Origin of the sequence: Mycobacterium sp. Aquia_216 (genome assembly GCF_026723865.1) — a bacterium.
Classification (GTDB): Bacteria; Actinomycetota; Actinomycetes; order Mycobacteriales; family Mycobacteriaceae; genus Mycobacterium.
This window is the reverse complement of record NZ_CP113529.1, coordinates 3,856,417-3,879,437: the sequence shown is the minus strand read 5'-3', so window position 1 is coordinate 3,879,437 and position 23,021 is coordinate 3,856,417. Positions and strand designations below refer to the sequence as shown.

At 65.6% G+C, this 23,021-nt stretch carries 24 protein-coding genes and 1 other RNA gene; 16 read left to right on the top strand and 9 right to left on the bottom strand.

Annotation, left to right across the window (positions count from 1 at the left end; all coding sequences use genetic code 11):
• Position 1: 1 nt before the first annotated feature.
• From OK015_RS18145 to OK015_RS18135, 3 genes are read right to left on the bottom strand one after another with little or no spacing between them, the layout of a single operon-like run.
• Positions 2–826, bottom strand: a complete 825-nt coding sequence (locus OK015_RS18145) for an SURF1 family cytochrome oxidase biogenesis protein (RefSeq protein ID WP_268125095.1) — start codon at positions 824–826, stop codon at positions 2–4.
• Positions 826–1,260 (bottom strand): low molecular weight protein-tyrosine-phosphatase, encoded by a 435-nt coding sequence (locus OK015_RS18140; RefSeq protein WP_268132869.1) that lies wholly within the window; start codon positions 1,258–1,260, stop codon positions 826–828. The genes OK015_RS18145 and OK015_RS18140 overlap by 1 nt, the downstream gene beginning before the upstream one ends.
• Positions 1,261–1,306: 46 nt before the next feature.
• Positions 1,307–1,939, bottom strand: coding sequence for an HAD-IA family hydrolase (locus tag OK015_RS18135; protein ID WP_326498552.1), 633 nt, complete (start codon positions 1,937–1,939; stop codon positions 1,307–1,309).
• 193 nt (positions 1,940–2,132) lie between these two features.
• Here OK015_RS18135 and OK015_RS18130 point away from each other — a divergent pair, with 193 nt between their 5' ends.
• From OK015_RS18130 to rnpB, 7 genes are all read left to right on the top strand, one after another.
• Positions 2,133–2,984, top strand: a complete 852-nt coding sequence (locus OK015_RS18130) for an alpha/beta hydrolase (RefSeq protein ID WP_268125091.1) — start codon at positions 2,133–2,135, stop codon at positions 2,982–2,984.
• Positions 2,985–3,047: 63 nt separating this feature from the next.
• Positions 3,048–4,091 carry an Rv2231c family pyridoxal phosphate-dependent protein CobC gene (gene cobC / locus OK015_RS18125; protein ID WP_268125089.1) on the top strand — a complete coding sequence of 348 codons (1,044 nt, stop codon included), beginning with the start codon at positions 3,048–3,050 and terminating at the stop codon, positions 4,089–4,091.
• Positions 4,088–5,236 carry a Nif3-like dinuclear metal center hexameric protein gene (locus OK015_RS18120; protein ID WP_268125087.1) on the top strand — a complete coding sequence of 383 codons (1,149 nt, stop codon included), beginning with the start codon at positions 4,088–4,090 and terminating at the stop codon, positions 5,234–5,236. The genes cobC and OK015_RS18120 overlap by 4 nt, the downstream gene beginning before the upstream one ends.
• Positions 5,233–5,970: a zinc ribbon domain-containing protein gene (locus OK015_RS18115; protein WP_268125085.1), complete on the top strand. Its 738-nt coding sequence runs from the start codon at positions 5,233–5,235 to the stop codon at positions 5,968–5,970. The genes OK015_RS18120 and OK015_RS18115 overlap by 4 nt, the downstream gene beginning before the upstream one ends.
• Entirely contained in the window at positions 5,967–7,091 is a 1,125-nt protein-coding gene (locus OK015_RS18110; RefSeq protein WP_268125083.1) for a bifunctional RNase H/acid phosphatase, read from the top strand. Before OK015_RS18115 ends, OK015_RS18110 begins: the two co-directional genes overlap by 4 nt.
• A 17-nt stretch (positions 7,092–7,108) precedes the next feature.
• On the top strand, positions 7,109–7,696 hold the full coding sequence (locus tag OK015_RS18105; protein ID WP_268125081.1) for a TetR-like C-terminal domain-containing protein: 588 nt from the start codon (positions 7,109–7,111) through the stop codon (positions 7,694–7,696).
• A 108-nt stretch (positions 7,697–7,804) separates the two neighbouring features.
• An RNA gene (gene rnpB, locus OK015_RS18100) (RNase P RNA component class A) lies at positions 7,805–8,214 on the top strand.
• Positions 8,215–8,237: 23 nt separating this feature from the next.
• Here rnpB and OK015_RS18095 read toward each other — a convergent pair.
• Entirely contained in the window at positions 8,238–9,419 is a 1,182-nt protein-coding gene (locus tag OK015_RS18095) for a tyrosine-type recombinase/integrase (protein WP_268125079.1), read from the bottom strand.
• 274 nt (positions 9,420–9,693) lie between these two features.
• Here OK015_RS18095 and OK015_RS18090 point away from each other — a divergent pair, with 274 nt between their 5' ends.
• The 6 genes from OK015_RS18090 to OK015_RS18065 all read left to right on the top strand — a co-directional run bounded on the left by OK015_RS18090 (position 9,694) and on the right by OK015_RS18065 (position 15,878).
• The gene (locus OK015_RS18090; protein WP_268125077.1) at positions 9,694–9,906 is read left to right on the top strand and encodes a helix-turn-helix transcriptional regulator; all 213 of its coding nucleotides are present in this window, start codon (positions 9,694–9,696) and stop codon (positions 9,904–9,906) included.
• 150 nt (positions 9,907–10,056) lie between these two features.
• A complete protein-coding gene (locus OK015_RS18085) occupies positions 10,057–10,413 on the top strand; it encodes a hypothetical protein (RefSeq protein WP_268125075.1) in 357 nt (118 codons plus the stop codon).
• Positions 10,414–11,115: 702 nt separating this feature from the next.
• A complete protein-coding gene (locus OK015_RS18080; RefSeq protein WP_268125073.1) occupies positions 11,116–11,526 on the top strand; it encodes a hypothetical protein in 411 nt (136 codons plus the stop codon).
• 804 nt (positions 11,527–12,330) lie between these two features.
• Entirely contained in the window at positions 12,331–13,587 is a 1,257-nt protein-coding gene (locus OK015_RS18075) for a phage major capsid protein (protein WP_268125071.1), read from the top strand.
• 15 nt (positions 13,588–13,602) lie between these two features.
• On the top strand, positions 13,603–13,842 hold the full coding sequence (locus OK015_RS18070) for a hypothetical protein (protein ID WP_268125069.1): 240 nt from the start codon (positions 13,603–13,605) through the stop codon (positions 13,840–13,842).
• Between the two features lie 857 nt (positions 13,843–14,699).
• Positions 14,700–15,878, top strand: coding sequence for an AlbA family DNA-binding domain-containing protein (locus tag OK015_RS18065; protein WP_268125067.1), 1,179 nt, complete (start codon positions 14,700–14,702; stop codon positions 15,876–15,878).
• A gap of 44 nt (positions 15,879–15,922) precedes the next feature.
• Here the strand turns inward: OK015_RS18065 and OK015_RS18060 are convergent, their stop codons facing one another.
• A complete protein-coding gene (locus tag OK015_RS18060) occupies positions 15,923–16,615 on the bottom strand; it encodes a hypothetical protein (RefSeq protein WP_268125063.1) in 693 nt (230 codons plus the stop codon).
• 58 nt (positions 16,616–16,673) lie between these two features.
• Between OK015_RS18060 and OK015_RS18055 the strand changes: the two genes are divergently transcribed.
• Positions 16,674–17,228 carry a hypothetical protein gene (locus tag OK015_RS18055; protein WP_268125061.1) on the top strand — a complete coding sequence of 185 codons (555 nt, stop codon included), beginning with the start codon at positions 16,674–16,676 and terminating at the stop codon, positions 17,226–17,228.
• A gap of 254 nt (positions 17,229–17,482) precedes the next feature.
• Here the strand turns inward: OK015_RS18055 and OK015_RS18050 are convergent, their stop codons facing one another.
• The 3 genes from OK015_RS18050 to OK015_RS18040 all read right to left on the bottom strand — a co-directional run bounded on the left by OK015_RS18050 (position 17,483) and on the right by OK015_RS18040 (position 19,885).
• Positions 17,483–17,836, bottom strand: a complete 354-nt coding sequence (locus OK015_RS18050) for a hypothetical protein (RefSeq protein ID WP_268125059.1) — start codon at positions 17,834–17,836, stop codon at positions 17,483–17,485.
• Positions 17,837–17,910: 74 nt separating this feature from the next.
• On the bottom strand, positions 17,911–19,470 hold the full coding sequence (locus tag OK015_RS18045) for a CYTH and CHAD domain-containing protein (RefSeq protein WP_268125057.1): 1,560 nt from the start codon (positions 19,468–19,470) through the stop codon (positions 17,911–17,913).
• Positions 19,471–19,639: 169 nt separating this feature from the next.
• Positions 19,640–19,885, bottom strand: a complete 246-nt coding sequence (locus OK015_RS18040) for a hypothetical protein (RefSeq protein ID WP_268125055.1) — start codon at positions 19,883–19,885, stop codon at positions 19,640–19,642.
• Positions 19,886–20,027: 142 nt separating this feature from the next.
• Between OK015_RS18040 and OK015_RS18035 the strand changes: the two genes are divergently transcribed.
• Positions 20,028–20,396 (top strand): heme-binding protein, encoded by a 369-nt coding sequence (locus tag OK015_RS18035; protein ID WP_442791310.1) that lies wholly within the window; start codon positions 20,028–20,030, stop codon positions 20,394–20,396.
• Position 20,397: 1 nt separating this feature from the next.
• Here the strand turns inward: OK015_RS18035 and panB are convergent, their stop codons facing one another.
• Complete coding sequence (gene panB, locus OK015_RS18030) at positions 20,398–21,249, bottom strand: 3-methyl-2-oxobutanoate hydroxymethyltransferase (RefSeq protein ID WP_268125051.1); 852 nt, start codon at positions 21,247–21,249, stop codon at positions 20,398–20,400.
• Between the two features lie 190 nt (positions 21,250–21,439).
• Here panB and OK015_RS18025 point away from each other — a divergent pair, with 190 nt between their 5' ends.
• Positions 21,440–22,996, top strand: a complete 1,557-nt coding sequence (locus OK015_RS18025) for an alpha/beta hydrolase (RefSeq protein WP_268125049.1) — start codon at positions 21,440–21,442, stop codon at positions 22,994–22,996.
• The last annotated feature ends 25 nt before the right edge of the window (positions 22,997–23,021 follow it).

Below are 23,021 nucleotides of genomic sequence, written 5' to 3'. Positions count from 1 at the left end.
CTCAACGGCGCCGGCCGTAGCGGTCGTCGAGCTTCTCCTCGACGGTCATCGGGGTGTCGGGCGCCTTTGCCTGCTTTTCTTGACGCCGGATCCGGATCTCGGAGTACGCGAAATAGCCCAGCCCAATCGGGGCCAGGATGCCAAACGAAATCCACTGGATGCCGTAGGACAGAAACGGCCCGGCGTCGAGGTGCGGCACGCCGATCACCCCGAGTCCGCCCGGCTGGGCTTCGACCAATTGCAGGTACGACCCGGCCAGCGGGACCTTGGTCAGCACCGAGACCTGTTCGGTGTTGATCGAATACACCTGCTGCACACCGTCTCTAGAAAACGGCTCCTTGTCCTGAACCGCCGGCTCGGAGTCTCGCAGCCGCGCAGTGAGGGTCACCGTTTCTTGCGGCGGGCGGGGGATGGCCGGGACGTGCGACCCGGGCTCGGGGCGCACGTAACCACGGTCGACGAGAACGGTCGGCCCGCCGTCGACGACGAACGGGGCCAGCACTTCAAAAGCCTGATCTCCCTCGACAACTCGCAAACGGGCCAGCACCTCAACGTCGGGCAGGTAGTGCCCGGTTGCGGTCACCCTGCGCCATTGCGCGCTGGATGCCGACGAATCTTGCTGCGGCAACAAGGTTTTCAAGGGCACTGGCGCGGTGTCGAGTGAGTTCGCGATCTGCTGATTCTCCCGGGAGGTGCGGGCGTTCTTTCCCAGTTGCCACGGCGCGAGCACCATGAAACACAGGTAGGTGAAGGCGATGACCACCAGGATCAGCGCTATCCAGCCCGGCCGTAGCAGGAATGCCAGCCGCACCCGGTTTTTCGGCATCAACCGTGCCCGTTTTGCGCTAGTTGCTCGTCGACCCAGTCGTGCAGGCCGGGCAATGCGGCCTCGATGACGGCCAGGACCTCTTCGAAGTCGGCATGGTCGCCGTAGTAGGGATCCTCGACGTCGAGGGCATGGGCGCCCGAGCGCGGGTCGAACGAGCGCAGCATCCTGATCCGGTCGTGGTCGACGCCGAGCTGCTGCAACATCCGAAGATGGTTGCGGCCCAGGGCCACCACCAGGTCGGCGCCCAGGTGGTCGTCGTCGACCTGCGCGGCGCGGTGGTCGGTCGAATAGCCGTGGGCACGCAGGACCTTGGCCGCTCGCTCGTCGGCCCCACTTCCGACATGCCAGTTGCCGGTGCCCGCACTGGTCACCCGCACCGCATCGGCAAGTCCGCGCTGCCGCAGCTGGTCGGCGAACATTTTCTCGGCCATCGGCGAGCGGCAGATGTTGCCGCTGCAGACGAAGGTCACATGCAACTCAGACACCCAGCGCCCTCCGCAGGTCGGAGATGGTCGCGGCGTGTGTCACGCCCGTCGCGGCGATGCCGTCGGCGAAATCGGCCTTGCCGTAGCCCCAGCCGACCACGACGGTGTCGATGCCATGCGCGGCCGCTCCGTCGACGTCGTGGCTACGGTCACCGACCATCAGCACGCGCTCGGGCAGGGGCCGTAGCTGGGCCAGCGCGTGCGCGAGCACCTCCTCCTTGCTCCGGCGGGACCCGTCCGGGCACGCGCCGGCGATGACCTCGAAATACTGATCGAGGTCGAAGTGGGCCAGGATCCGCTGGGCCGTCGGCTCGAGCTTGGAGGTCGCCACGGCCAGCCGTACCCCGGCGGCGCGCAGATCGGCCAGCAGCGCCTCGATTCCGTCGAACAAGCTGTTGATCGCCCAGCCCCGAGCGCCGTACTCGGCCCGGAACGCGGCGAACGCCGCGTCGGCGTTCTGGCCAAGGCCCATGGTGTGGAACGTTTCGTCCATCGGCGGGCCGACGATCTGCGCGGCCAGGTCACCCTCCGGCACGGGGGCACCGATGTGGCCGAGGGCATGGAGGAAGCTGGCGACGATCCCTTCCGCGGAATCGGTCAGGGTGCCGTCCAGATCGAAGATCACCAGCTGGGGCGCCGGAGAAACTGCTCCTGTCACGTCACCATTCTCGTCGATGGCGTGTGGTGCGGCGTCGACGGGAGGCCACAGGTAACCGATTGGTTTGCTTCCCGCGGATTCTTACCGCTGTTGACAAGGAGTTACGCGGGTTAGTGTTTTGCTGCGCCGAGTTGCGATCGGGACTGCGGAAGGAATCACTATGACCGCCAGCACCGTCACCGCCTGGGAAGAGGCGGAGATCGAAAGGGCCAACGCTTCCGGGCTGACCCCGGTGGTGTTCGTGCACGGTTTGTGGCTGCTGTCCAGCAGTTGGCAACGCTGGCGTGAGTTGTTCGAGGCCAACGGCTACACGACCGTCGCCCCCGGTTGGCCCGACGACCCGGCCAGTGTCCAGGAGGCGTTCGACCATCCGGAAGTGTTCGCGCACAAAAAGGTTCAAGCCGTCACCGACCACTACCTGGACGCCATCAAGCGGCTGACGAAGAAACCCGCGGTCGTCGGTCACTCGTTCGGCGGATTGATAGCGCAGAAAATCGCCGGCTCCGGTGCGTCCGTGGCGACGGTGTCGATCGACAACGCCCCATTCAGAGGGATTCTGCCGCTGCCGATCTCGTCGCTGAAATCGTCGTTCCCGGTCCTGGGAAATCCGGCCAATTACGGCAAGGCGATCGCGCTGACCTTCGAGCAGTACAAGTACGGCTGGGCCAACAACCTCGAGGAAGCCGAAGCGAGGGAGCTCTACGAGACCTACCACGTCCCGGCGCCGGGGCTGCCCCTGTTTCAGGCGGCGGTGGCGAACTTCAACCCATTCAGCGAGACCCGGGTGGGCGCTAAGAATCCCGACCGCGGTCCGCTGTTGGTGATCGCGGGCGAAAACGACCACACCATCCCGCTGGCGATCACCGAGGCCACCTTCAAGCTCCAGTCCAAGCAGAACCCGGGCGTAACCGAGATCGAGCGAATTCCCGGCCGCGGCCACTCCTTGGTCATCGACGGCGGTTGGAAAGAGGTCGCCGACGTCACCGTGAAATTCATTCAGCGCTTCGCGTGACCGGGTCGGGCTGATCTAGCGGTCGGGTGAGCGGCGCCGCGACGGCGCACTAGTGTTTCACGGATGGCGAGTCCGGAACCGATGGCGCGCTATCACGGCGATCAGGCCGCCGCGCCGGGGATGCTCGATTTCGCGGTCAACGTCCGTCATGCGCATCCACCACACTGGCTGACCCAGCGGCTGGCCGCGCGGCTGCCGGATCTGGCGCGCTACCCCGGCGCCGAGGACGTGTACCGCGCGCACGACGCGATCGCGCAGCGGCATGGCCGGGCGCGCGACGAGGTGCTGCCGCTGGCGGGCGCGGCGGAGGGCTTCGCGTTGCTGCCCAATCTGCGGCCGGCGCGGGCGGCGATCATCGCGCCGTCGTTCACCGAGCCGGCCGTGGCGCTGAGCGCGGCCGGGGTGCCGGTGCACCACGTCGTCCTCGAGCCGCCGTTCGGCCTCGACGGCGTGGACGTACCCGAGGATGCCGACCTCGTCGTGGTGGGCAATCCGACCAACCCCACCTCCGTGCTGCACCGCCGCGAGCAGCTCCTCGCACTGCGCCGGCCCGGCCGGATTCTGGTGGTGGACGAGGCGTTCGCGGATTCGATTCCCGGCGAGCCGGAGTCGCTCGCCGCCGAGTCGCCGGCCGATGTGCTGGTGCTGCGCAGTTTGACCAAGACCTGGGCGCTGGCCGGATTGCGTGTGGGCTACGCGCTGGGCGCGCCAGAGGTGTTGGCGCGGTTGACCGCCCAGCGTGCGCACTGGCCGGTGGGCACGCTGCAACTGACGGCCATCGCCGCCTGTTGTGCGGCGGACGCGGTTGCCGAGGCGCAAGCCTGCGCCGCGCGGCTGGCCCAGTTGCGCACCGAGATGGTGGTGGGTCTGACGACGGTGGACGCCGACGTGGTCGACGGCGAGGCGCCGTTCGTGCTGTTTCGCATCCCCGATGCCACTCGAATACGAAATAGTCTGCACGACAACAAGATCGCTGTTCGCCGCTGTGACACGTTCGTCGGTCTGGACGAGCATTATCTACGGGCCGCGGTGCGGCGAGAATGGCCGCTGCTGGTCCAAGCCATCGCGGAGACCAGGCCCGTCTCGCACAGTGGGAGGCGCCGGTGAGCGCACGGCTATCCGACGTCATCGAGGTCCTGGACGAGGCCTACCCGCCGCGGCTCGCCCAATCGTGGGATTCGGTCGGCCTGGTCTGCGGCGATCCCGATGACATGCTGGGCTCGGTGACGATTGCCGTCGACGCCACACCGGCGGTCGTCGACGAGGTTCCCGATGCCGGGCTGCTGCTGGCGCATCACCCGTTGCTGCTGCGCGGGGTCGATACCGTCGCGGCCAGCACGCCCAAGGGTGCGCTGGTGCATCGGTTGATTCGAAATGGGCGTTCGCTGTTCACCGCACACACCAACGCCGACTCGGCGTCGCCGGGTGTCTCCGACGCGCTGGCGCACGCGCTCGGCCTCACCGTCGAGTCCGTGCTCGAACCACTATCGGACAGCGCCGATCTCGACAAGTGGGTGATCTACGTGCCGCACGAGAACGCGGAAGCGGTGCGGGCCGCCGTGTTTGAGGCCGGGGCCGGCCACATCGGTGACTACTCGCACTGCAGCTGGAGCGTCAGCGGCATCGGGCAGTTCCTGCCGCATGACGGGGCCACGCCCGCGGTGGGCAACGTCGGAACCGTCGAGCGGGTGGACGAAGACCGGTTCGAGGTCGTCGCACCGGCGCGGCTCCGGGCGGCGGTGCTGGCGGCGCTGCGCGCGGCTCACCCGTACGAAGAGCCCGCGTTCGACATCTTCGCGATGGTGCCTCCGCCCGGCGACACCGGACTGGGCCGTATCGGTACCCTGCCGCAACCGGAATCGTTGCGGGCCTTCGTTTCTCGCGTCAGTGCCGCATTGCCGCAGACCACCTGGGGCGTACGCGCCGCCGGCGACCCCGACGGTGTCGTGTCGCGGGTCGCGGTGTGTGGCGGCGCCGGGGACTCGCTGCTGAGCACCGTGGCCCGTGCCGACGTGCAGGCCTACGTGACTGCCGATCTGCGGCATCATCCGGCCGACGAGCATCGCCGGGCCTCGGAGGTGGCGCTGATCGACGTCGCACACTGGGCCAGCGAATTCCCCTGGTGCGCACAAGCCGCTGACGTGCTGCGGTCCCGTTTCGGTGCGGCGCTGCCGGTGCGCGTGTCTAACACCCGGACCGATCCCTGGGATCTGGGGTGCCTCGGCCACGAAACAAGGGGAGATCAATCATGAAAGCCGAAGTAGCACAGCAGCGTTCGCTCTTGGAGTTGACCGAACTGGATGCCGAGCTGTCGAGGATGGCGCACCGGGCCACACATCTGCCGCAGCGGGAGGACATCGAGCGAATCCGCGGTGAACATGACGCCGCCAACGACCGGCTGGCCGCGGTGCGAATCGCAGTGGAGGATTTGGACGTTCAGGTTGCCCGGTACGAGTCGGAGATCGCGGCGGTGCGCCAGCGCGAAGACCGCGACCGATCGTTGCTCTCGTCGGGGGCCACCGACGCCAAGCAGTTGGCGGATCTGCAGCACGAGCTGGACACCCTGCTGCGCCGGCAGTCCAGTCTGGAAGATTCGCTGCTGGAAGTCATGGAACAACGTGAGGAGTTGCAGGCCCAGTTGGCCGCCGAGCAGGTCGCGATCGAGAGACTGCAAGCCGATCTGGCCGGCGTGCAGCAGGCCCTCGATGCCGCACTAGCCGAAATCGAGGAATCCCGGCAGGCTCGTTCGTCGCGACGCGACGGCCTGGTCGCGGCGCTTGACCCAGGTTTGTCCGCCCTTTACGAACGCCTGCGTGCCGGGGGAGGACCGGGTGCCGGGCCGTTGCTGGGACATCGGTGCGGCGCGTGCCGGATCGAGATCGACCGAGGCGAACTGGCCCGCATCGCCGCGGCCGCCGACGACGACGTGGTGCGCTGCCCGGAGTGCAGTGCGATTCTGTTGCGGGTCAAGGGGCTCGGCCAGTGAAGGTCGTCATCGAAGCCGACGGTGGGTCCCGCGGTAATCCCGGGCCGGCCGGATACGGCGCGGTCGTGCACACCGTGGACCGCGCCACCGTGCTGGCCGAAAGCAAGCAGGCCATCGGCCGAGCGACCAACAATGTCGCCGAATACCGCGGTCTTATAGCCGGTTTGGAAGACGCTGTGAAGCTGGGGGCCCGCGAGGCTGAGGTCTTCATGGATTCCAAGCTGGTGGTCGAGCAGATGTCCGGGCGGTGGAAGGTCAAGCACCCCGACCTGATCGAGCTGCACGGCCAGGCCCGAAAGTTGGCGGCGCGGTTCGACCGGATCAGCTACACGTGGATTCCGCGTGAACGCAATAAGCACGCCGATCGGCTGGCCAACGAAGCGATGGACGCCGCAGCCGAGGTCACTGCCGAAAAACCCGAGCCGCGGGTCGCCGAACCCGCCGAGGTCCCGGCCGCGAGAAGTGCTGCGACGCAATCCTCGTCGTCGCCCGGGTGGACCGGTGCGCGCGGCACCCCGACCAGGCTGCTGTTGCTGCGCCATGGGCAGACCGCGTTGTCGGTGCAGCGCCGCTATTCCGGGCGCGGCAACCCGGAACTGACCGACCTGGGACGCCAGCAGGCGCAAGCGGCGGCGCGATATCTGGCCGCGCGCGGCGGCATCGCCGCGGTGGTCTCCTCGCCGCTGCAACGGGCCTACGACACCGGGGCAGCGGCCGCCAAAGCGCTGGGCTTGGACGTGACCGTGGACGACGACTTGATCGAGACCGATTTCGGGACCTGGGAGGGTTTGACGTTCGCCGAGGCCGCCGACCGCGATCCCGAACTACACACGCGCTGGCTTCGGGATACCAGCACGAAGCCGCCGGGTGGAGAGAGTTTCGATGCCGCGCTCGAGCGCGTCTGCCGGGCGCGGGAACGCCTCATCGCCACGTATCAAGGTGCCACCGTGCTGGTCGTATCGCACGTCACGCCGATCAAGATGTTGTTGCGGCTGGCTTTGGACGCCGGGCCCGGAATCCTCTATCGATTGCATCTTGACCTAGCATCGCTGAGTATCTGTGAATTCTATTCGGACGGGGCATCTTCTGTACGACTCGTGAATCAAACCGGCTATCTTTAGCCGCTAAGGAGTCGCCGATGTCGTCGCAACAATCCGATGAGCCGCGGGACGTCGTTCCCGCGGACATCCGGTCGCAGGTGATGCCGGCGGTGCTCGACGAGTTGGCCCGCTGGGGCGTCGAGCGGTTCAGCATCGAGGCCTTGGCCGAGCGCCACCATCTCGAAACGAAGATGATCTACCGCCACTGGGGCGATCGGCAACGGCTGATCGTCGATGCGGCGCTGGCCGATCTCGAGACCTGGGATACCGCAACGGACACGGGTTCGTTGCGGACAGACCTGGAGGCACTGGCACGGAATGTGACCGATCGAATCAACACTGAGATCGGCCGCACTTTTCTGCGGGCGTTGGTGATGGGGCATCGGGCGCATCACGATGAAGAAACTCGAATGATGTTCTGGCGAGTGCGTTTTGCCGTGGTACGGAAAGTCATCGATCGGGCAAGGGAACGCGGCGAACTGCGCGACGGGATCAACACCGTGGCGGCCGTGCAGATTGTTATGGCGCCGATCAACGTTCGCGCGCTGTACTCGAATAGCCGCGTCGACGATGAGTACTGTGCGGCCATCGCCGATATGGCCTGGCATGCGCTCGCCCGAAAATAGGTGCCCGCCAGGAGCGTGGCACCAAACGTCCTTATTGGGCAACGGTCAAATAGGCTCGGGGTACTCGCTGGCCAGGAGATTGCCCAGCGAGTACCGTGTTTGTGCGGACGAGTTGGCTGGGCGGCCGCGGCTCGGGCTCATGCAGCACCGAGTCGAGGAAAGTCCGGACTTCACAGAGCAGGGTGATTGCTAACAGCAATCCGAGGCGACTCGCGGGAAAGTGCCACAGAAAACAAACCGCCACCTTCGCGGTGGTAAGGGTGAAACGGTGCGGTAAGAGCGCACCAGCATCCCGGGTGACCGGGGTGGCTCGGCAAACCCCACCCGAAGCAAGGTCAAGAAGGCCGCACCGAAAGGTGCGGCCGCGCAGGCGATTGAGGGTCGCTCGCCCGAGCCTGCGGGTAGGCCGCTTGAGGCACCCGGCAACGGTGTGTCCAGATGGATGGTCGCCGCCGTACCGCCGTTGCTTACGCCGCGGCGGTGGGGAACAGAATCCGGCTTACAGGCCAACTCGTCCGCCCCACGTCTGGGACCAGCGTGATCAGCTCGTCGCGGGCTTCCCAGTACGCAGTCCGTACGCAGTAGATCCCAGCACCGAGTCGATCGCCTCGCGCGTCCGGTCGTCGGAATCCGGCCACAGCTGGCTGTAGGTGTCCAGCGTCTCGACGGCGCTCGCGTGCCCCAGACGCGTCTGGACCGTCTTGACGCTCTCCCCGTGGCGGATCAGCAGACTCGCGTAGTAGTGCCGCAGCGCGTGGAACCCGGTCCCAGTCGGCAACCCCGCCGTCTTGGCCGCGGGACGCCACTTGTGTCCGAACGTTTGTCGGGTGATCGGCTTGCCCGCCAACATGAACACCAACCCGTCGGGCTCCGCCGGGTACGCCGCCAGATGCGCAGCCAACGCGTCCACGACGATCTGGGGCAACGGGATGGTCCGGTGGCTGGCGTTCGTCTTCGGTGGCCCGAACTCCGGTGGCTTTCCCGCCAGGGTGATGAGTTGCCGGTCGACGGTGAGCGTTCTCTCAAGGAATCGCACCCGGTCGACGGTGAGGCCGAAGCATTCCCCTTGCCGCATACCGGTTCCCGCGGCCAGCGTGACGAGAGCCTGTAGCTCGGCGGGCAGTTCAGCGCGGACTGCCTCGACCTGCTCGGTCGTCAGCGGCACGATCTGCGGACGCTGCACCTTCGGCAATTTGGTTCCGTCGCAGGGGTTTGCAGCGAGTCGCCGGTCGCGGATCGCGGACTTGAAGATCGTAGAGGCGATGCCGTGGACCACGCCGACTGTGGCCGGGGCCAACGTCAGGCCCCTGACCCAACTCTGGATATCGGAGGGCAGGATCGACGTCAGCTGACGGTCACCGAGGACCGGGTAGGTGTGCAGACGCAGCATGATTTCGATGTGCGCGCGGCTGCTGGGTCGCTGGACCTGCATCTTTCGCCAGCGTTCCGCGTAGTCCTTGAACCGGACCAGCCCGGCCTTGGGGTCGACGTACTGGCCGGTGACCACCGACGCCGTGACTTCATCTAGCCACCGCTGCGCATCGGTCTTACGGGCGAACGACCGCGAATGCTCTCGGCTCTGATCGCCGACATAGGTTGCCCGCCAGCGCATACCGGCGCCGTGCCGGGAACTGGGCACGGTGCGGGTGGTGCCGTCGGGGTCGCGGACCCTCTTGGTCCACAGATCAACGACACCGGCTCTGCGGTTCCGCTTCGACCCCATCGCGTACCTCTCTCTCCCAAGCCCCCTGGTAGGGGCTGTCCGCGTCCATCGGCGCGACCGTATCCCGTGCAACGCGCCTTATCCGGGGCTTGACGTAGCACGCGAGGTCGTAGCGCGCTACGAGCAAACTAGCCTCACTCCCGGGCGAAAGGCAGACAACGTAGCGAGATACGATGTATACCTTAATATTTCGCTATCGCCGTTCGTCATCATCCTGGTCTACATTCAAGCTACTGCAAACAAACGCAAACAGGCTTGAAGGGATGCGCACGCAATGAGCACGACCAATGACGAGAAGGAATTGCTGACCGCCGAGGATCTAGAGGTGTTGACCGGCACGCCGCGAAGCACGTTCAGGTATTGGGCGCACATCGGGCGGGGACCGGCGTCTTTCAAAATCGGACGCCGCCGCGTATGGCGCCGCAGCGTCGTCATGTCCTGGCTCGCCGAACAGGAGCGCAAGACGTCGAGCGACCGCGCGAGCTGACCGCCGCACCAACCAACGACGAGAGGGGCACGGCGACGTGATCGACCCACAAAAAACGGGCGGTAGCCCACTGCTGGACCAACCACCCGTTCTCTGTGTCAATTCGTCGAAGTCATTGTGGCACAAAGGGCTGACAAGAGTGGTGACTCGGTGACTTTTTGGAATGTCGGCGACGAGGAGCACAGCGATCCACGATTCGTCAGGGCTGGAAGCGGCTCGTTCGAGCTGTATCACAAGGCGGGTTCCTGGTGCATGGGCCAGATCCGCGGGCGACCTGAGGAGGAGATCCCGGTCGATTGGTTCGTTCCCGACGAGTTCGTCAGGGGCCAGCACAACGGCACGCGGCTCGCCAAAGGTCTTATAGCGCAGGGCATGTGGGAACGGGTCGAGCACGGCTATCGGTTCGCGTGGATAAGGGAGGGCAATAAACCGGACGCTGTTCGGACGATCCGTAAGCGCGAGCGCGACAAGAAGCCCAGGCAGCGGGCCAGATTAGAGGGCCAATGAAATCGCTTGTCCCCCTGGGGGCCAACCCAGGGCGTCCCCAGGGGGACACTCCCAAGGGAAACCCCCGGCGACGTATGGGTAGTACTACCCATCTAACCCATCTAACCCATCACACCAAGCTCGCTGCGCTCGCTGGTGTTGACCCATCCAGGGAACTAGCGCGCTTCGCTTGCAGCTCCCGCGGAAGCCTCGCGCTGCACGCTCGTTTCCTTGGGACGCAACTACAGCCGTCACTTCGCGCAGTCTGGTCGGCAGCAGTTCTCGCGCTTGTCGGGTACGTCACCAGGGCCACCGCGATGACCTTCGAACCGCCCCGCGGCCCCGGCCGGTGTCTCGAGTGCGGGCACCACGTTCGCCTGCAACGCGGGCACCGACCCGGCTGCCGTCGCGGCCTATGCCGGTCCTGCGGTCGATTCGCGAAGATGCCCGGCCGCCAGGTGTGTTGCTGGTGTGATCCCGATCGGAGGCGCCGATGAATGACCAGGGGTGTGGTTGCCGGATGGACGAGCTGTGTCCTGAGCATCTGGTCGACCGGCAGCGGGTGATCGGTGAGCGCCTGGCGCTGCTCGACGGTCGGCGTCGGCTAGCGCCGTATTCGCGCCAGGTTCAACGGACAGACGAAATCGCAGCCTATGGTGGGTAACTCGACCAGCCCGCCACCCTGCGGCGCCTGCGGCCAGCAGATCGACGTCAGGCGCGGCAGTGACTGACTTCGATGACGACGAACCCGACGACGACGGTGGGGAGACCGGCGCCGTCGCGCTTATGTGCCAGACCGTCGTGACCCACACCCGCGCCCAGATCAGGTTCTTCGACGACCTGTCCACCGCCCTGCACGCGGACCGGCAGCCCTGCCCTTGGGACACCTGCACTGGCGCGCACAGCTTCGCCGTCCGCGACGCCGACGGCGAGATACGAACCTGGCCCACGCGGACCCGGCCGAAACCCGAAGCTCCCATGCGCACCGCCGCCGAGGACCCCGAGCTGGTGCTGCAACGGCTGCGCGTCGTCGCGGAACAACGGAGCGAATTGCGGAAGGGGCGCCGCCGCCAGCACCTGCCGGATGTGCCGACACGAAACAGGACGCCGAACCTGCACAAGGGAAAGGGATAAACGAGATGACCAATGAAGCGACCGCCGCGCTCAGCGACGACGAATTGATTGCGACCGGCCGGGAACTGGCTCAAATCACCCACGTCGTCCCGTATCCGCGGGCCGCGCAATGGGCCGGGTATCACGCATTCGTGGTCATGAACGAACTGCTGTGCCGGGCGGGCGGACGCCCGCTGCCGATGCCCGATTACCCACCCGGCGTCATCACGTTGTCCGACCTCGCCCCCACCGAGTTACGCCGCCTTCGGGATCGGCTCCACGTGGTGGCGACGCTCGAAGCCGCCTACGGCGAAGACAGTGCCGCGGCCCGCTGGTGGACGCACCACCTCCGGCGAGTGGTCGCCACCCTCGATGCTCGGCAGTCCACGCCTGGCCGTTGCGCGACTGGATTGCCGAGCGCCGCCGAGAGCGACCGCACGGCACGACGCCCAGTGACCTCGACGGCCTTCCGTCCTGGCGGGAGCTCAGTGGCGGTGAGGCGTAGCGGCCAAGGCCCGAAAGGTCCAAGGCCCGAGGCCGGCGGCGCGGCGCCGTGCCGCAATTGCGCTGCGACGCAATTACGCTGCGACGCAACCGGATTGACCCGCGTGTTATGCGACCCGCGCGACGGTGGCGTATGTCATGATCGACGCAGGTGTTCGCACCTCGATCAGGACCCGCCCAAGGCCAGATCCGGAACACCGCCTTCATGGCCACGGGATCGGACGCCGCCAGCGCCATCTCAGCGCCAAATTCAGCCGTTACTTGCGATGCGCGAATCATGTTGCGCGACAAGCGCATTCCACCACTTCTTGGGAGACAAAAATGCCCGGCTTAGAACAGCACTACGAGCGCCTCGTCAAGCTGCGCGCTGAGGCCCGCGCCAAGCGTGACGCGATCGTCGACCGTGCTGAGCGTGAGTCCCGTGAGCGCCTAACGATCGACGAAACGCGCGCCTTCGAGCGCCTGACCGAACAAATTTCAGGGTCAGCCGGATTCGACGAGCGGATCGGTGAACTCGCCGCCGACATCAAGCGCAGCGGCCGCGGCGATCCTGATGCTGAGCAGGTGCGCAAGGCCACGGCCAACCCCACCGGTCCCGGCAGCACTACGCTCGACCAGCGCGAGGGTTGGGCCTGGGGACGTGCGCCGCGGCTTGACTTCGACGTCGAGCAACTCCGTGCCACGCACGAACGGATGCGCAGTGGTAGTGAGGCCCGCCTCGAACAGCGGCTCTACAGCTCTGCGGAATCCGATCTGCCGAGCCAGCTTTATCCGTGGGTGATCGGCGCAGTCCACGAGGACCGCCTTTTGGATCGCATTCCGACCCAGCTGGTTGAAGCCCCCAGTGTCGAATACATCGTTCACCAGTCGACGACGGGTGCACCTGCGGTGGTTGCTGAAGGCCAACCGAAGCCCGAGGTCGTGATGAATTACGTGCCGCAAATCGCGACGCTGCAGAAAATCGCCGCACACGTCGGAGTCACGACCGAGATAATTGATGACTTCAGCAACTTTCTCGGCTATACCCAAACCGAGCTCTACCACGAAGTGATCGATGTGGAGAACCTCAACCTGATTTCCGGCCCAGGCGGCACGGGCGCAGTGCAAGGTTTGCTCAACACATCGGGAACACTGACGCATGTGGCCGGGCAGGGCAGCACGCCTTTCACGCCGCTCGACGACGTGGAAATCGCGATCGCCCAGCTCCGTGCAGGTCCTGCGCCTGCCGAGGCGGACCTTTTTATCGTTCATCCCGACACCTTCAGTGCGCTGAGAAGGACCAAGGATCTCTACGGCAGGTATTTGCTGTCTGCTGATCCAGCTGTCGCCGAGGCGGACAATATTTGGGGTGTTCCTGTGTTGCAGACCACCCAAATTGCGGCCGGAAGCGGAATTCTGCTCGATACCAGCAAATTCGGTCGCGCTATTGTTCGCGGGCCGATCACGATTTTCATCGGATGGGCCAACGACGATTTCACGCGCAACATTCGCCGCTTCGTGTGCGAAGAACGCGTTCAGCTCGCCGTCAACCGGCCTGCTGCGGTGAACATCATTTCCGGCCTGCCCGCGACACCATAAGAGGAATTTGCTGCCATGAAAGTAACCATCCTTGGACACTACCGAGTGGTCCACGCCGGTCGGGCCTATGTGCCGGGTGACGTCGCTGACGTTCCTGACGCGGTGGCGGCAAACCGGATCGGCTGGGGCTGGGTGGAATCCGCTGAGCCGCAACCAGAGCCAGAGCCGCCCGAGCAGGCCAGCGACACCGCGGACCCCGAGCAGGCCGCCGACGACGAGCCGGGCACTGAGGCCAAGCCACGGCGTCGGCGCTGAGACCGTGGGCAAGGGCAGGAACTCTCGGATCGATCGGGATGTGCGCGCGCTCAACAAGCTGCTCGCTGCGGGTGAGGTCGATCTGGTGCTCGCGGTCCAGCGCGGGGACCTTACCGCTGAGCAAGCCTACGAACGCCATCGCGCTGGCGTAGCGCGGCATAACCCTGTGCCATCCCGGACCCAGTCCCCAACGCACCCAGGTCCCCACAACCATCGGTAACGGACGGTCAGCCGGTCGCTGGGGATCTGGGCTGCGTGGGGCTGTCCCGCTTGACCGTCAGGGTCGACCTGGGCCCCAGCACGGGCCAGAGGGGTAGGGGGGTAAGAACTTGCCGCCGCGGGCCGTGGCCTGAGCCGCCCGGAAGGTGACTTCGCCCCCCGCGACATTGTTAACGGAAAATCAGCCGCAAAAAGGCTCATTTTTGCTGGCAATCTCCTGGTAGAGAGGGCCTTTGCACCGACCGTGTCGAGGCGACTTCGTTTAGGTCGTAACTGAACGCTTGTTGCCCGCCAAGTCCTACGCTGTGTGCATGCCGCAATACATGGGAATCGATCACAGCAGTTGGGAACGAAGTTGTCCTAAATGCGGTGGCGAGGTCGATTGGTGGTTCGCCAACGCTTACCGGGTCGGGACCAGCAAGCTCACCGCGATTTTCGTGCCCGACTGCGAAGGCGCGTGCCCACAGGGCGCATGCATCGGCCTCACCGCGAAGTGCCACACCGGCTTGTCGAGGACATGGACGCCCCTGGAAGCCGGTCGATTGCCCAGATCGCAGTGAAGCAAATCGCAGCCCATCGACCTCAGGTGGGGAATGACTAGGGCGCAACCGGCAGCCGAACCGCTACGCCATCAGCGGGTGAGCGCGGCGGCGCGGACCTTGCTCGACACCGAGGGCGAATCGGGAAGATTCGAGTTCAAGCAGACCGCAAGGTCGGTGAAGCCCGAGGTCCTATGCGCTGCAGCGAATTGGGTCGCCCTTGAGCGCAGCGGGGTTGCCGAAGTGACGCTTCTCGTCGGTGTTGGAGAGGTCAAGAATCCCCGGACAGGGCTCGTGACAGGCGACATCTTGGGACTGAGTGATCTGGAAAGCGCGGTCCAAACGATCCAAAACAGCATCCGCGAAACTAGGCCTGTGCCGGTATCGGTCACGATTATTGAAGAAGCAGTGGCGACTTCAAAGCCCTTTCTAAGACTCAAGATTCGTCCAACGTTCCCGCCCCACTTCGACGCCGAAGGACGCAGGCAAACCCGCAATAACGCGTCAACGCGGCCCCTTACCGACGAGGAATTGCTGGACATCTACCTCAACCGCGAGGCTGCGAAATTTGAAGAGCGGTTCCGACAGACGGCGGACCGTATGGAGAGCTCTCTCGGCGACATCGACTTCGCTATTGACCGAGTGACGGGCGACCTCGGTTCTATCGATAACAGCATCGACCGGCTATCCGACGACTTCGGCAAACTTCACGAAGCCGCGTGGACCGCCGCTCAGGAGGCCGAGGAATCCAGGTCGTTGGCCGAGCAGCTGGAGTCAGCCATCACCGACTTGGAACGCCACGTTCTAGGGCAGCGTGATGATGCGCCAGCCGGATTGTTTTTCGGGTTGATGGACAGGCGCTGGATGGTCTGGGACGCGTTCTCGCAGGACGCCGCATACAGGCCAACAAAGGCGACCGACCAGTTGGCCGCGCGCCTAAAGAGGCTCCTGGAGGAACCGATCCCCCCGAACGACTGGTACACGAACATGAGTGAGATCGATTTTTGGCACGACGCGCTAAGACGGCGGGATAAGAAGTGGACGATGACCGCTTGGTCCCGAGAAATCGCGCGGGCAGAGAATCCACCGCCTCACTCTGGCGGCATGCCAGCGATGGATCCAGACAGGATCAGCCAGTACCGCGCATTGCGCGACCAGGCTCTCGCAGCCAGCCACACAAGAAGGCCGACCCGCGCAAGAAGTAAGCGAGCAGCGGGTCAAGCAGGACAGCGACTCGCTCGCGATGACGGTGACGCGCCGGGCCGGCCTGCCGGGTGAGATCGCCGACTAGGCCGACCTGCTCGCCTCAGAGTTGCAGCGGGCTAAGCGGAATCCGTTCCAGCTGCGGAGTTTTGGCCTGGATACCCCGCGTTCGCGTATAGCCTGTCCAGCTGCTCTGGGTCGCTCAACTTCTGGGCCATTGCGTTGTAGAACGGCTGCATCTCCTGGGCGAGGATGGGCAGAAGTACGTCGCAGATGCCGATCATGCCTTCTGCCACATCGGTTGTTGGCCCAATCATGTGCAGCATCCACGGCCCCAATGCTGCAACCGCTCGGGGGTGCGGCGGGGGTGTGAGGGTCACCTGGAACTTCATTTGCTCAAGATCGCTGACTCGGTGCGCGACATGCTGATCTGCCATTCCCCGCAGCTGGTCGTCAAGCTCTGTCTGCTCGGGCGTGAACACGTGTGCGCGCAGGCCCTTGATATCGAAGCGTTGCTCCTTGGGCACTATGTGTGCTTTGCCTGTCGCGAAGGCTCGACGGTAGGCGATCACGGCCGCCGACCACAGCGCCTCCGCCAACAGGGTCCGATCGGGCTCCTCTGTTTGTTGTAGCGGTTGCCCGTCGTCATCGAAAGCCGTGCGTTGCAGGTATCCCGCGGCGCACTGGCGAGCGAAGTCGAGATCGCGCTGGATTGAGAAGACGTCGGCGACGATGCCGGGGACCTTGCCCTCGATCGCTGTGGCGGGCAGCAACTGCGCGCCTGGGGGCAGCCCTGGGGGTGGGTTGGCCATGCCGCGATGCTACGCAAGGGCGTAGCGCGCTACGACCGCCCCGGTATCGTGGGAAGCCGTGACCGAGGATGTAACTGACCGGGGCACCTCGTACGTCGGGGCCGGGCTCAAGCTCGAATGTCCCGCACCGATCGGAGGCAGGACCGTCAGTTTGCTGCTCCGCACGAGCGGCGACGAGATCCGGTATGTGCCCAGCCAGGGCGCTCCCGGGGTTCCATGGCCGCCAGACCCGACCCAGATGGACTACGGGGAGCGGTGCGGGTGCGACACATGCGAGGGGCGTCTGGTCGGCGCAACCGTCGAGGAACTCCGCGCGTATGTCGACAGGATGGACAGCGACTACCTGATGAACGAGGACACCTATTTCCTTCGCTACCTGGAAACGGCTCGCGATCTCGTCGTGCGGGAAGCGCAGCTTCACCGCTACGGGATTTACCGCGACATCTCCACCCGCACCGACACCTATGTGCGGGCAGACCGGCGCGTGGCCGTGCGCTTCGACGACTCACTGCAGGTGATCGAGGAGGTCGGGACGGTCCGTCCGGGGCCGGAGGTGTCTTACCCGACCACGATCGCCGGGGCGGCCGCCGCGCTGCGGGGCGACGCGCCATGAACGCCTATTCGCCCTGGTCGCTGAAATGTACTTAGGCCGCCTGGTGATGCACGCCCAGTACGCAGTCCGTACGCAGTAGAACTAGGCGCAGCTCAGAACAGCCAACGCACCCAACGCTTTGACCAGGCACTTTCAACGCGGCCAAACGCGGCAAACGCCCAGCGAACAGAATCCGGCTTACAGGCCAACTCGCCCGCCTTACGCCTGCGACGTGTCTCGGCTAGGGTCTTCGCCGATGGATCTCGGGAATCGGCCTACCGGTCGTCCAGCTTGACTGTGACGGTCACCCGGCCCCGGTCGTCGCGGGTCGCGACGGCGTGCCCACTTTGGTCGGTTCCGTTGAGCTGCAGCGTAATCGGGCCGCCGCCGTCCAGGAAGTTTCGCCACCAGTTCTTGGCGTCGGGAAGCATGACACGGATGGCAATCTCGTCACCGATCCGCCGGTAACTCACCGGTGTGGTGAACGTCTTGCCTGAGCGACGGCCGACGTAGGAAATCAACACCGTGTTTCGGCGGACAACACTGCCCAACAGCGGCGTATCGATGAGCTTGGCCGCGACAGCGTTGACGGCGGCCACTATGGGGGTGCCGAATATTCCGCGACGCATCACAATCTCCTCGGGCCGTTTGATGTGCACCAGCCTAGCGGGGTCGCAGCTCGCACCAACAAAGCCAACGGGCATCAGTGCGTTTTCTTCACCGACTTGTCGAGTTTGCGCAGCGCCTCGTCGAGCTGCTGACGGCAGCTCTCGGCCAGGTCGGACTCCTCCTGGTAGAGCAGACCGTAGGTAAAGGTGTCTTCGCCCGCGGCGTGGGCGGCGTCGGCCTGCTGGACCAGGTGATCACGGCTGACCACGCTGTCTTGATGATCGCCGAGCAACGACTGAATGGCCTTGGCTTGCTTGGACACGTCGTCGGCTCCGGTCGCCGCCGCGGTATAGCGGAGCCGCTTGGCGCGCTTGCGAATTACGTGCAACGCCTCGTCGCGATCGTGCTCTTCGTCGTCCTGATGGTCCTCGTCGGCGGACGGCTCGACGTGCTCCTCCTGGACGGCCTGGTCGGCTTCGGCGGCGGCCTTTGCGGCCTTGCGCACCTTCTTGTAGGCGGCGTCAATGGTGACCGGCGCCGGTTGCTCACCGGAATCGGTGTCCGGGCTTTGCGCCACGATCGAATCAAGCGCGTCGAGCAACCGGAAGTAGCGCTGCGACCGCATGGCGATCAACGACCGCCGCAAGCCGGACTGGTAGCGGCGTTTGGCGCCCTCGACAAGGCGTTCGCGCACCGGTCCCCGCACCAGCTCCGGTGACAGCCGGTCCAGCGCTTCCTCGTACCGCTGCGCGAGCACCTCGGCATCGCGTGCCACACCCAAGACGCCGGCGAGCTCACGCAGTTCGTCGAGCACCCAGGCGTGCGTGTCGTCGGACAATCCCGCTTGGGAGTCCTTCAGCAGGCTGCGGATTTTGCGTGTGGTGACCCGCATCTGGTGCACCGAGTCGTATACGTCGGCGCGCACCGCGCGATCCCACACCACAAGCTCGTCGACCTGCTCGGCTACCGCGCGCTGTACCGGATCTTTGGGTGGCTTGGTCCCGTTGGACGGCACCGTCGTCCCGAGCACCCGCGCAAGCTTGGACGCGTGACCCGCAGGTTCGCCGCCGGCGTCCAGGAGCCGGTTGCTCAAGCGGCTCAGCAGCTCGGTATCAGAGGCCCCGCGTGATTCGTCGAGCTCGAGTTCCCACTCGCGCCACTCCTGCACGACGGGCTCCGCGTCGGGGCTGTCGGTCGCATTCGCCGACCACGCGCGGACGTGATCGTTGCTGAACTCCGCGAACGGAGCGCCCTCGATGCCGTACAGCACCTGGCTTTCACGTTGAGTCGTGATGCGGGCGACGGGTTTGATGGGCCGGTCGCGGACGATCGCCAGCACCACGTCCAGCAATTGGCGGGGGACGGTGTCGTCGTCCGCGGAGCCCAGGGGTGTGCGGATCTCGGTGCGGGCGTCGGGTCCGGCCGGCAACTTGAGGTGCCAGCCGGCGTCGTGGCCACCGGTGCGGCGCCGCAGCGTGATCTTGTTGCGGGCGAGGTCCTGCGTCTGCGTGTCGAAGTACATCGCGTCGAGCGACTGCGTCGGCAATGTCTCTACCCGGGCCACCGCCGCGATGCCTTCGAACGACGGTGTGACGGTCGATTCGGGGACGTCGAACTTGCGCTCCACCTCCAGGTGGCGCGAGGGTTCTGGCATTTCTTTCGGCTCCGTAAGGGCGCGCCGACGCGGCCTTACACGGTCATCGACGCTCGTAAATGGTTACCCCATAGGGTGCCACACCGCGGTTGCCCGGCCGGCAGTGATCGTTGCTGCGGCGTGTCCGTCACGGCTGGCCTTGGAGGATGGATCGGGCCGGCGCCGGCGATTACGGGGGCGGGGGAGGTGGCGGCGGAGGGTCTTCCGGCATCGGCGCGTATTCCGCCGGCGGCGGCACGTAGCGCTGGATGGCGTCGGCGACGTTGGCGCACCCACTGACCGACACACGCCGCCCGGCACCGACACAGACGGTGGCTTCCGCTTGGCCGTCAGAGTGCATCGCGACGACGACTCCCGGAATTGGGCTCATCGCCAACACCGCCAACAGCACTCCGATCCAACGGCGCCGATTCATTTGGTAAGCATATCGACCCCGGCAGCCGCCGCGGCGGAATTCTGTCTCTTTGCCAGCTGGACGAATTTGGTCCATGGGATCGCCGAATCCGCTTATGGTGTGCCTGCCGTTAAGTTTCACAGACCTGATGGAGGAGCTACCGATGGTGTTTTTCGCACTCGGCACGTCGCGTGCGGTCATCGGCGGAATTGCCGCCGCCGTTGTCAGCGGCGCAATGCTTTTCGCCGCCGTCGGCTCGGCCGCTGCGGACCCCGATCCGGCGCCCGCGCCGCCGAACTGCACGGCAGCCGACCTCGCCCAGGTTTCGTCGGGTGTCGCGGCGGCCACGTCGGTGTATCTGTTCAGCCATCCGGACGTCAACGCCTACTTCACCAGCTTAAAAGGGCAGCCGCGCAGCGAGATTGGGGATCAGATCAAGCAATATATGGATGCCAATCCGCAGGCGCACGCCGACCTGGAGGCGATTCGGCAGCCGTTGACCGATTTCAAGAATCGATGCCAAATGCAGTAGCTCAGAAGCAGTGTTCGTCGGCGGGGAAAACTCCGCCAGCCACTTCTTCCGCGTATTGGGTAGCGGCGCGGCGTAATTCATCGCCGACGTTCGCAAATCGCTTGACGAATCGCGCCGCCTTGCCGCTGCTCATTCCGGCCATGTCCTGCCAGACCAGCACCTGCGCGTCGCAGTTCGGGCCGGCGCCGATCCCGACTGTCGGGATGGTCAGCTTGCCGGTGATCTGGGTGGCCAGTTCGGCGGGCACCATTTCCATGACGACGGAGAACGCCCCCGCCTCGGCGACGGCGATCGCGTCGTGAACGGTCTGCTCCGCGGCATCACCGCGGCCCTGCACCCGGAAGCCGCCGAGGCTGTTGACGCTTTGCGGCGTGAAGCCGATGTGCGCCATCACCGGGATGCCCGCCGCGCTCAGGCAGGCGATCTGCTCGGCTACCCGCTCACCGCCCTCGAGTTTGACGGCGTGCGCGCCGCCTTCCTTCATGAATCGGGTGGCGGCGGCCAGCGCGGCGGCGGGCCCGGCCTCGTAGCTGCCGAACGGCAGGTCGGCCACGACGAGGGCGTGCGGAGCGCCGCGGACAACGCCGCGAACCAGCGGGATGAGCTCGTCGATGGAGATCGGCACGGTGGTGTCGTAGCCGTACACGACGTTGGCCGCCGAATCGCCGACCAGCAAAACCGGGATGCCGGCGTCGTCGAAGACGCGGGCAGTCGAATAGTCGTAGGCCGTGAGCATGGCCCACTTGTGGCCTTCGGCCTTCATCTTCTGTAAGTGGTGGGTGCGAATCTTGGTTCGGGGCGCTTTGGCAGCTTCACGCGCCGCGCCGGCACCATAAACGTTGTGCTCAGACATCATTGTCCCTAAATAGTGGTCGGGTCGATCCTCGTGGCCGGATATGGTCCCCGGGTTCGTCTGACTTCCGTCATTCTGCCATTTCTTCTATGCACTTGCACCGTCGCGGAGTGTGAGACGTGCCATTGCGCGGTCGGGGGCCGCGGCCGCTCACGAAAGTCTCAGGTTGTCTCTGGCAGCATGTGTTGACATGGGTCTGACTCGCCGCGACAAGATCGCGCGCCTGGTGCTGGTCTCGACAGCGATCGCTGCGGTGTCGCTGCTTCTTGGAGGCTGCGTGCGCGTTGTCGGCGGACACCCGCTGATGGCGGGGCCTAAATTGGGGCAGCCGGTGGAGTGGACGCCGTGCCGGGTCGCCAGCGGATCGGTGAAGCTTCCGGGCGGAGCCTTGTGTGGCAAGCTTGCCGTGCCCGTGGACTACGACCACCCCGGCGGCGACGTCGCGACGCTGGCGATGATTCGTTTCCCCGCGACCGGGGACAAGCTCGGCTCGCTGGTGATCAACCCCGGCGGGCCCGGCGAATCCGGCATCGAGGCGGCGCTGGGCGTCGTGCAGACGTTGCCCAAGCGGGTGCGCGAGCGATTCGATCTGGTCGGGTTCGATCCGCGCGGTGTGGGGTCGTCGCGTCCCGCGATCTGGTGTAACTCCGATGCCGACAATGACCGGCTGCGCACCGAACCGAACGTCGACTACAGCCCGGCCGGTGTCGCCCACATCGAGGACGAGACCAAACAGTTCGTCGGCCGGTGCGTCGACAAGATGGGCAAGGATTTCCTGGCCAATGTCGGAACGGTCAACGTCGCCAGGGATCTGGACGCCATCCGCGCGGCGCTGGGCGACGACAAGCTGACCTACCTGGGCTACTCCTACGGCACCCGGATCGGGTCGGCCTACGCCGAGGCCTTCCCGCAGAAAGTGCGGGCGATGATTCTTGACGGCGCCGTCGACCCCAACGCCGACCCGATCGAAGCCGATCTGCGTCAGGCCAAGGGATTCCAGGACGCGTTCAACGACTACGCCACCGATTGCGCGAAGCAGCCGAGCTGCCCGCTGGGCACCGATCCGTCCAAGGCCGTCGACGTTTACCACAGCCTGGTCGACCCGATGGTCGACCCGGACAACGAGATGGTCGGCCGGCCGATACCGACGAAGGACCCGCGCGGACTGAGCTTCAGCGACGCCATCGTCGGCACGATCATGGCGCTGTACTCGCCGACGTTGTGGCATCACCTCACCGACGGCTTCACCGAACTGACCGAGCACCGCGGCGACACCCTGCTTGCCCTGGCCGACATGTACATGCGCCGCGACCCGCACGGCCATTACACCAACGCCACCGACGCGCGGGTCGCGATCAACTGCGTGGACCAGCCGCCAATTACCGACCGCGCCAAGGTAATTGACGAAGACCGGCGCTCCCGCGAGATCGCCCCCTTCATGAGCTACGGAAAGTTCACCGGTGACGCACCGCTGGGCACCTGCGCGTTCTGGCCGGTGCCGCCCACTAGCAAGCCGCATGCCGTCTCGGCGCCCGGCCTGGCTCCGACGGTGGTGGTGTCGACCACGCACGATCCGGCGACGCCGTACAAGGCCGGCGTCGATTTGGCGAACCAGCTGCGCGGCTCGCTGCTCACCTTCGACGGCACCCAGCACACGGTCGTCTTCCAGGGCGACAGCTGCATCGACGACTACGTGACGGCGTATCTGATCGGTGGCACCACGCCGCCGAGCGGCGCGAAGTGCTAGCGGTCGCCAAACGCCGAGTCGACGA

Coding starts and splice junctions, on each gene's coding strand:
- OK015_RS18050 (WP_268125059.1), bottom strand. CDS start 17,836: ATGCGTCGCGGAATATTCGGCACCCCCATAGTGGCCGCCGTCAACGCT.
- OK015_RS18075 (WP_268125071.1), top strand. CDS start 12,331: ATGCCCGGCTTAGAACAGCACTACGAGCGCCTCGTCAAGCTGCGCGCT.
- OK015_RS18105 (WP_268125081.1), top strand. CDS start 7,109: ATGTCGTCGCAACAATCCGATGAGCCGCGGGACGTCGTTCCCGCGGAC.
- OK015_RS18090 (WP_268125077.1), top strand. CDS start 9,694: ATGAGCACGACCAATGACGAGAAGGAATTGCTGACCGCCGAGGATCTA.
- OK015_RS18070 (WP_268125069.1), top strand. CDS start 13,603: ATGAAAGTAACCATCCTTGGACACTACCGAGTGGTCCACGCCGGTCGG.
- OK015_RS18130 (WP_268125091.1), top strand. CDS start 2,133: ATGACCGCCAGCACCGTCACCGCCTGGGAAGAGGCGGAGATCGAAAGG.
- OK015_RS18060 (WP_268125063.1), bottom strand. CDS start 16,615: ATGGCCAACCCACCCCCAGGGCTGCCCCCAGGCGCGCAGTTGCTGCCC.
- OK015_RS18035 (WP_442791310.1), top strand. CDS start 20,028: ATGGTGTTTTTCGCACTCGGCACGTCGCGTGCGGTCATCGGCGGAATT.
- OK015_RS18095 (WP_268125079.1), bottom strand. CDS start 9,419: ATGGGGTCGAAGCGGAACCGCAGAGCCGGTGTCGTTGATCTGTGGACC.
- OK015_RS18040 (WP_268125055.1), bottom strand. CDS start 19,885: ATGAATCGGCGCCGTTGGATCGGAGTGCTGTTGGCGGTGTTGGCGATG.
- OK015_RS18140 (WP_268132869.1), bottom strand. CDS start 1,260: ATGGCCGAGAAAATGTTCGCCGACCAGCTGCGGCAGCGCGGACTTGCC.
- OK015_RS18145 (WP_268125095.1), bottom strand. CDS start 826: ATGCCGAAAAACCGGGTGCGGCTGGCATTCCTGCTACGGCCGGGCTGG.
- OK015_RS18025 (WP_268125049.1), top strand. CDS start 21,440: ATGGGTCTGACTCGCCGCGACAAGATCGCGCGCCTGGTGCTGGTCTCG.
- OK015_RS18115 (WP_268125085.1), top strand. CDS start 5,233: ATGAAAGCCGAAGTAGCACAGCAGCGTTCGCTCTTGGAGTTGACCGAA.
- panB (WP_268125051.1), bottom strand. CDS start 21,249: ATGTCTGAGCACAACGTTTATGGTGCCGGCGCGGCGCGTGAAGCTGCC.
- OK015_RS18045 (WP_268125057.1), bottom strand. CDS start 19,470: ATGCCAGAACCCTCGCGCCACCTGGAGGTGGAGCGCAAGTTCGACGTC.
- cobC (WP_268125089.1), top strand. CDS start 3,048: ATGGCGAGTCCGGAACCGATGGCGCGCTATCACGGCGATCAGGCCGCC.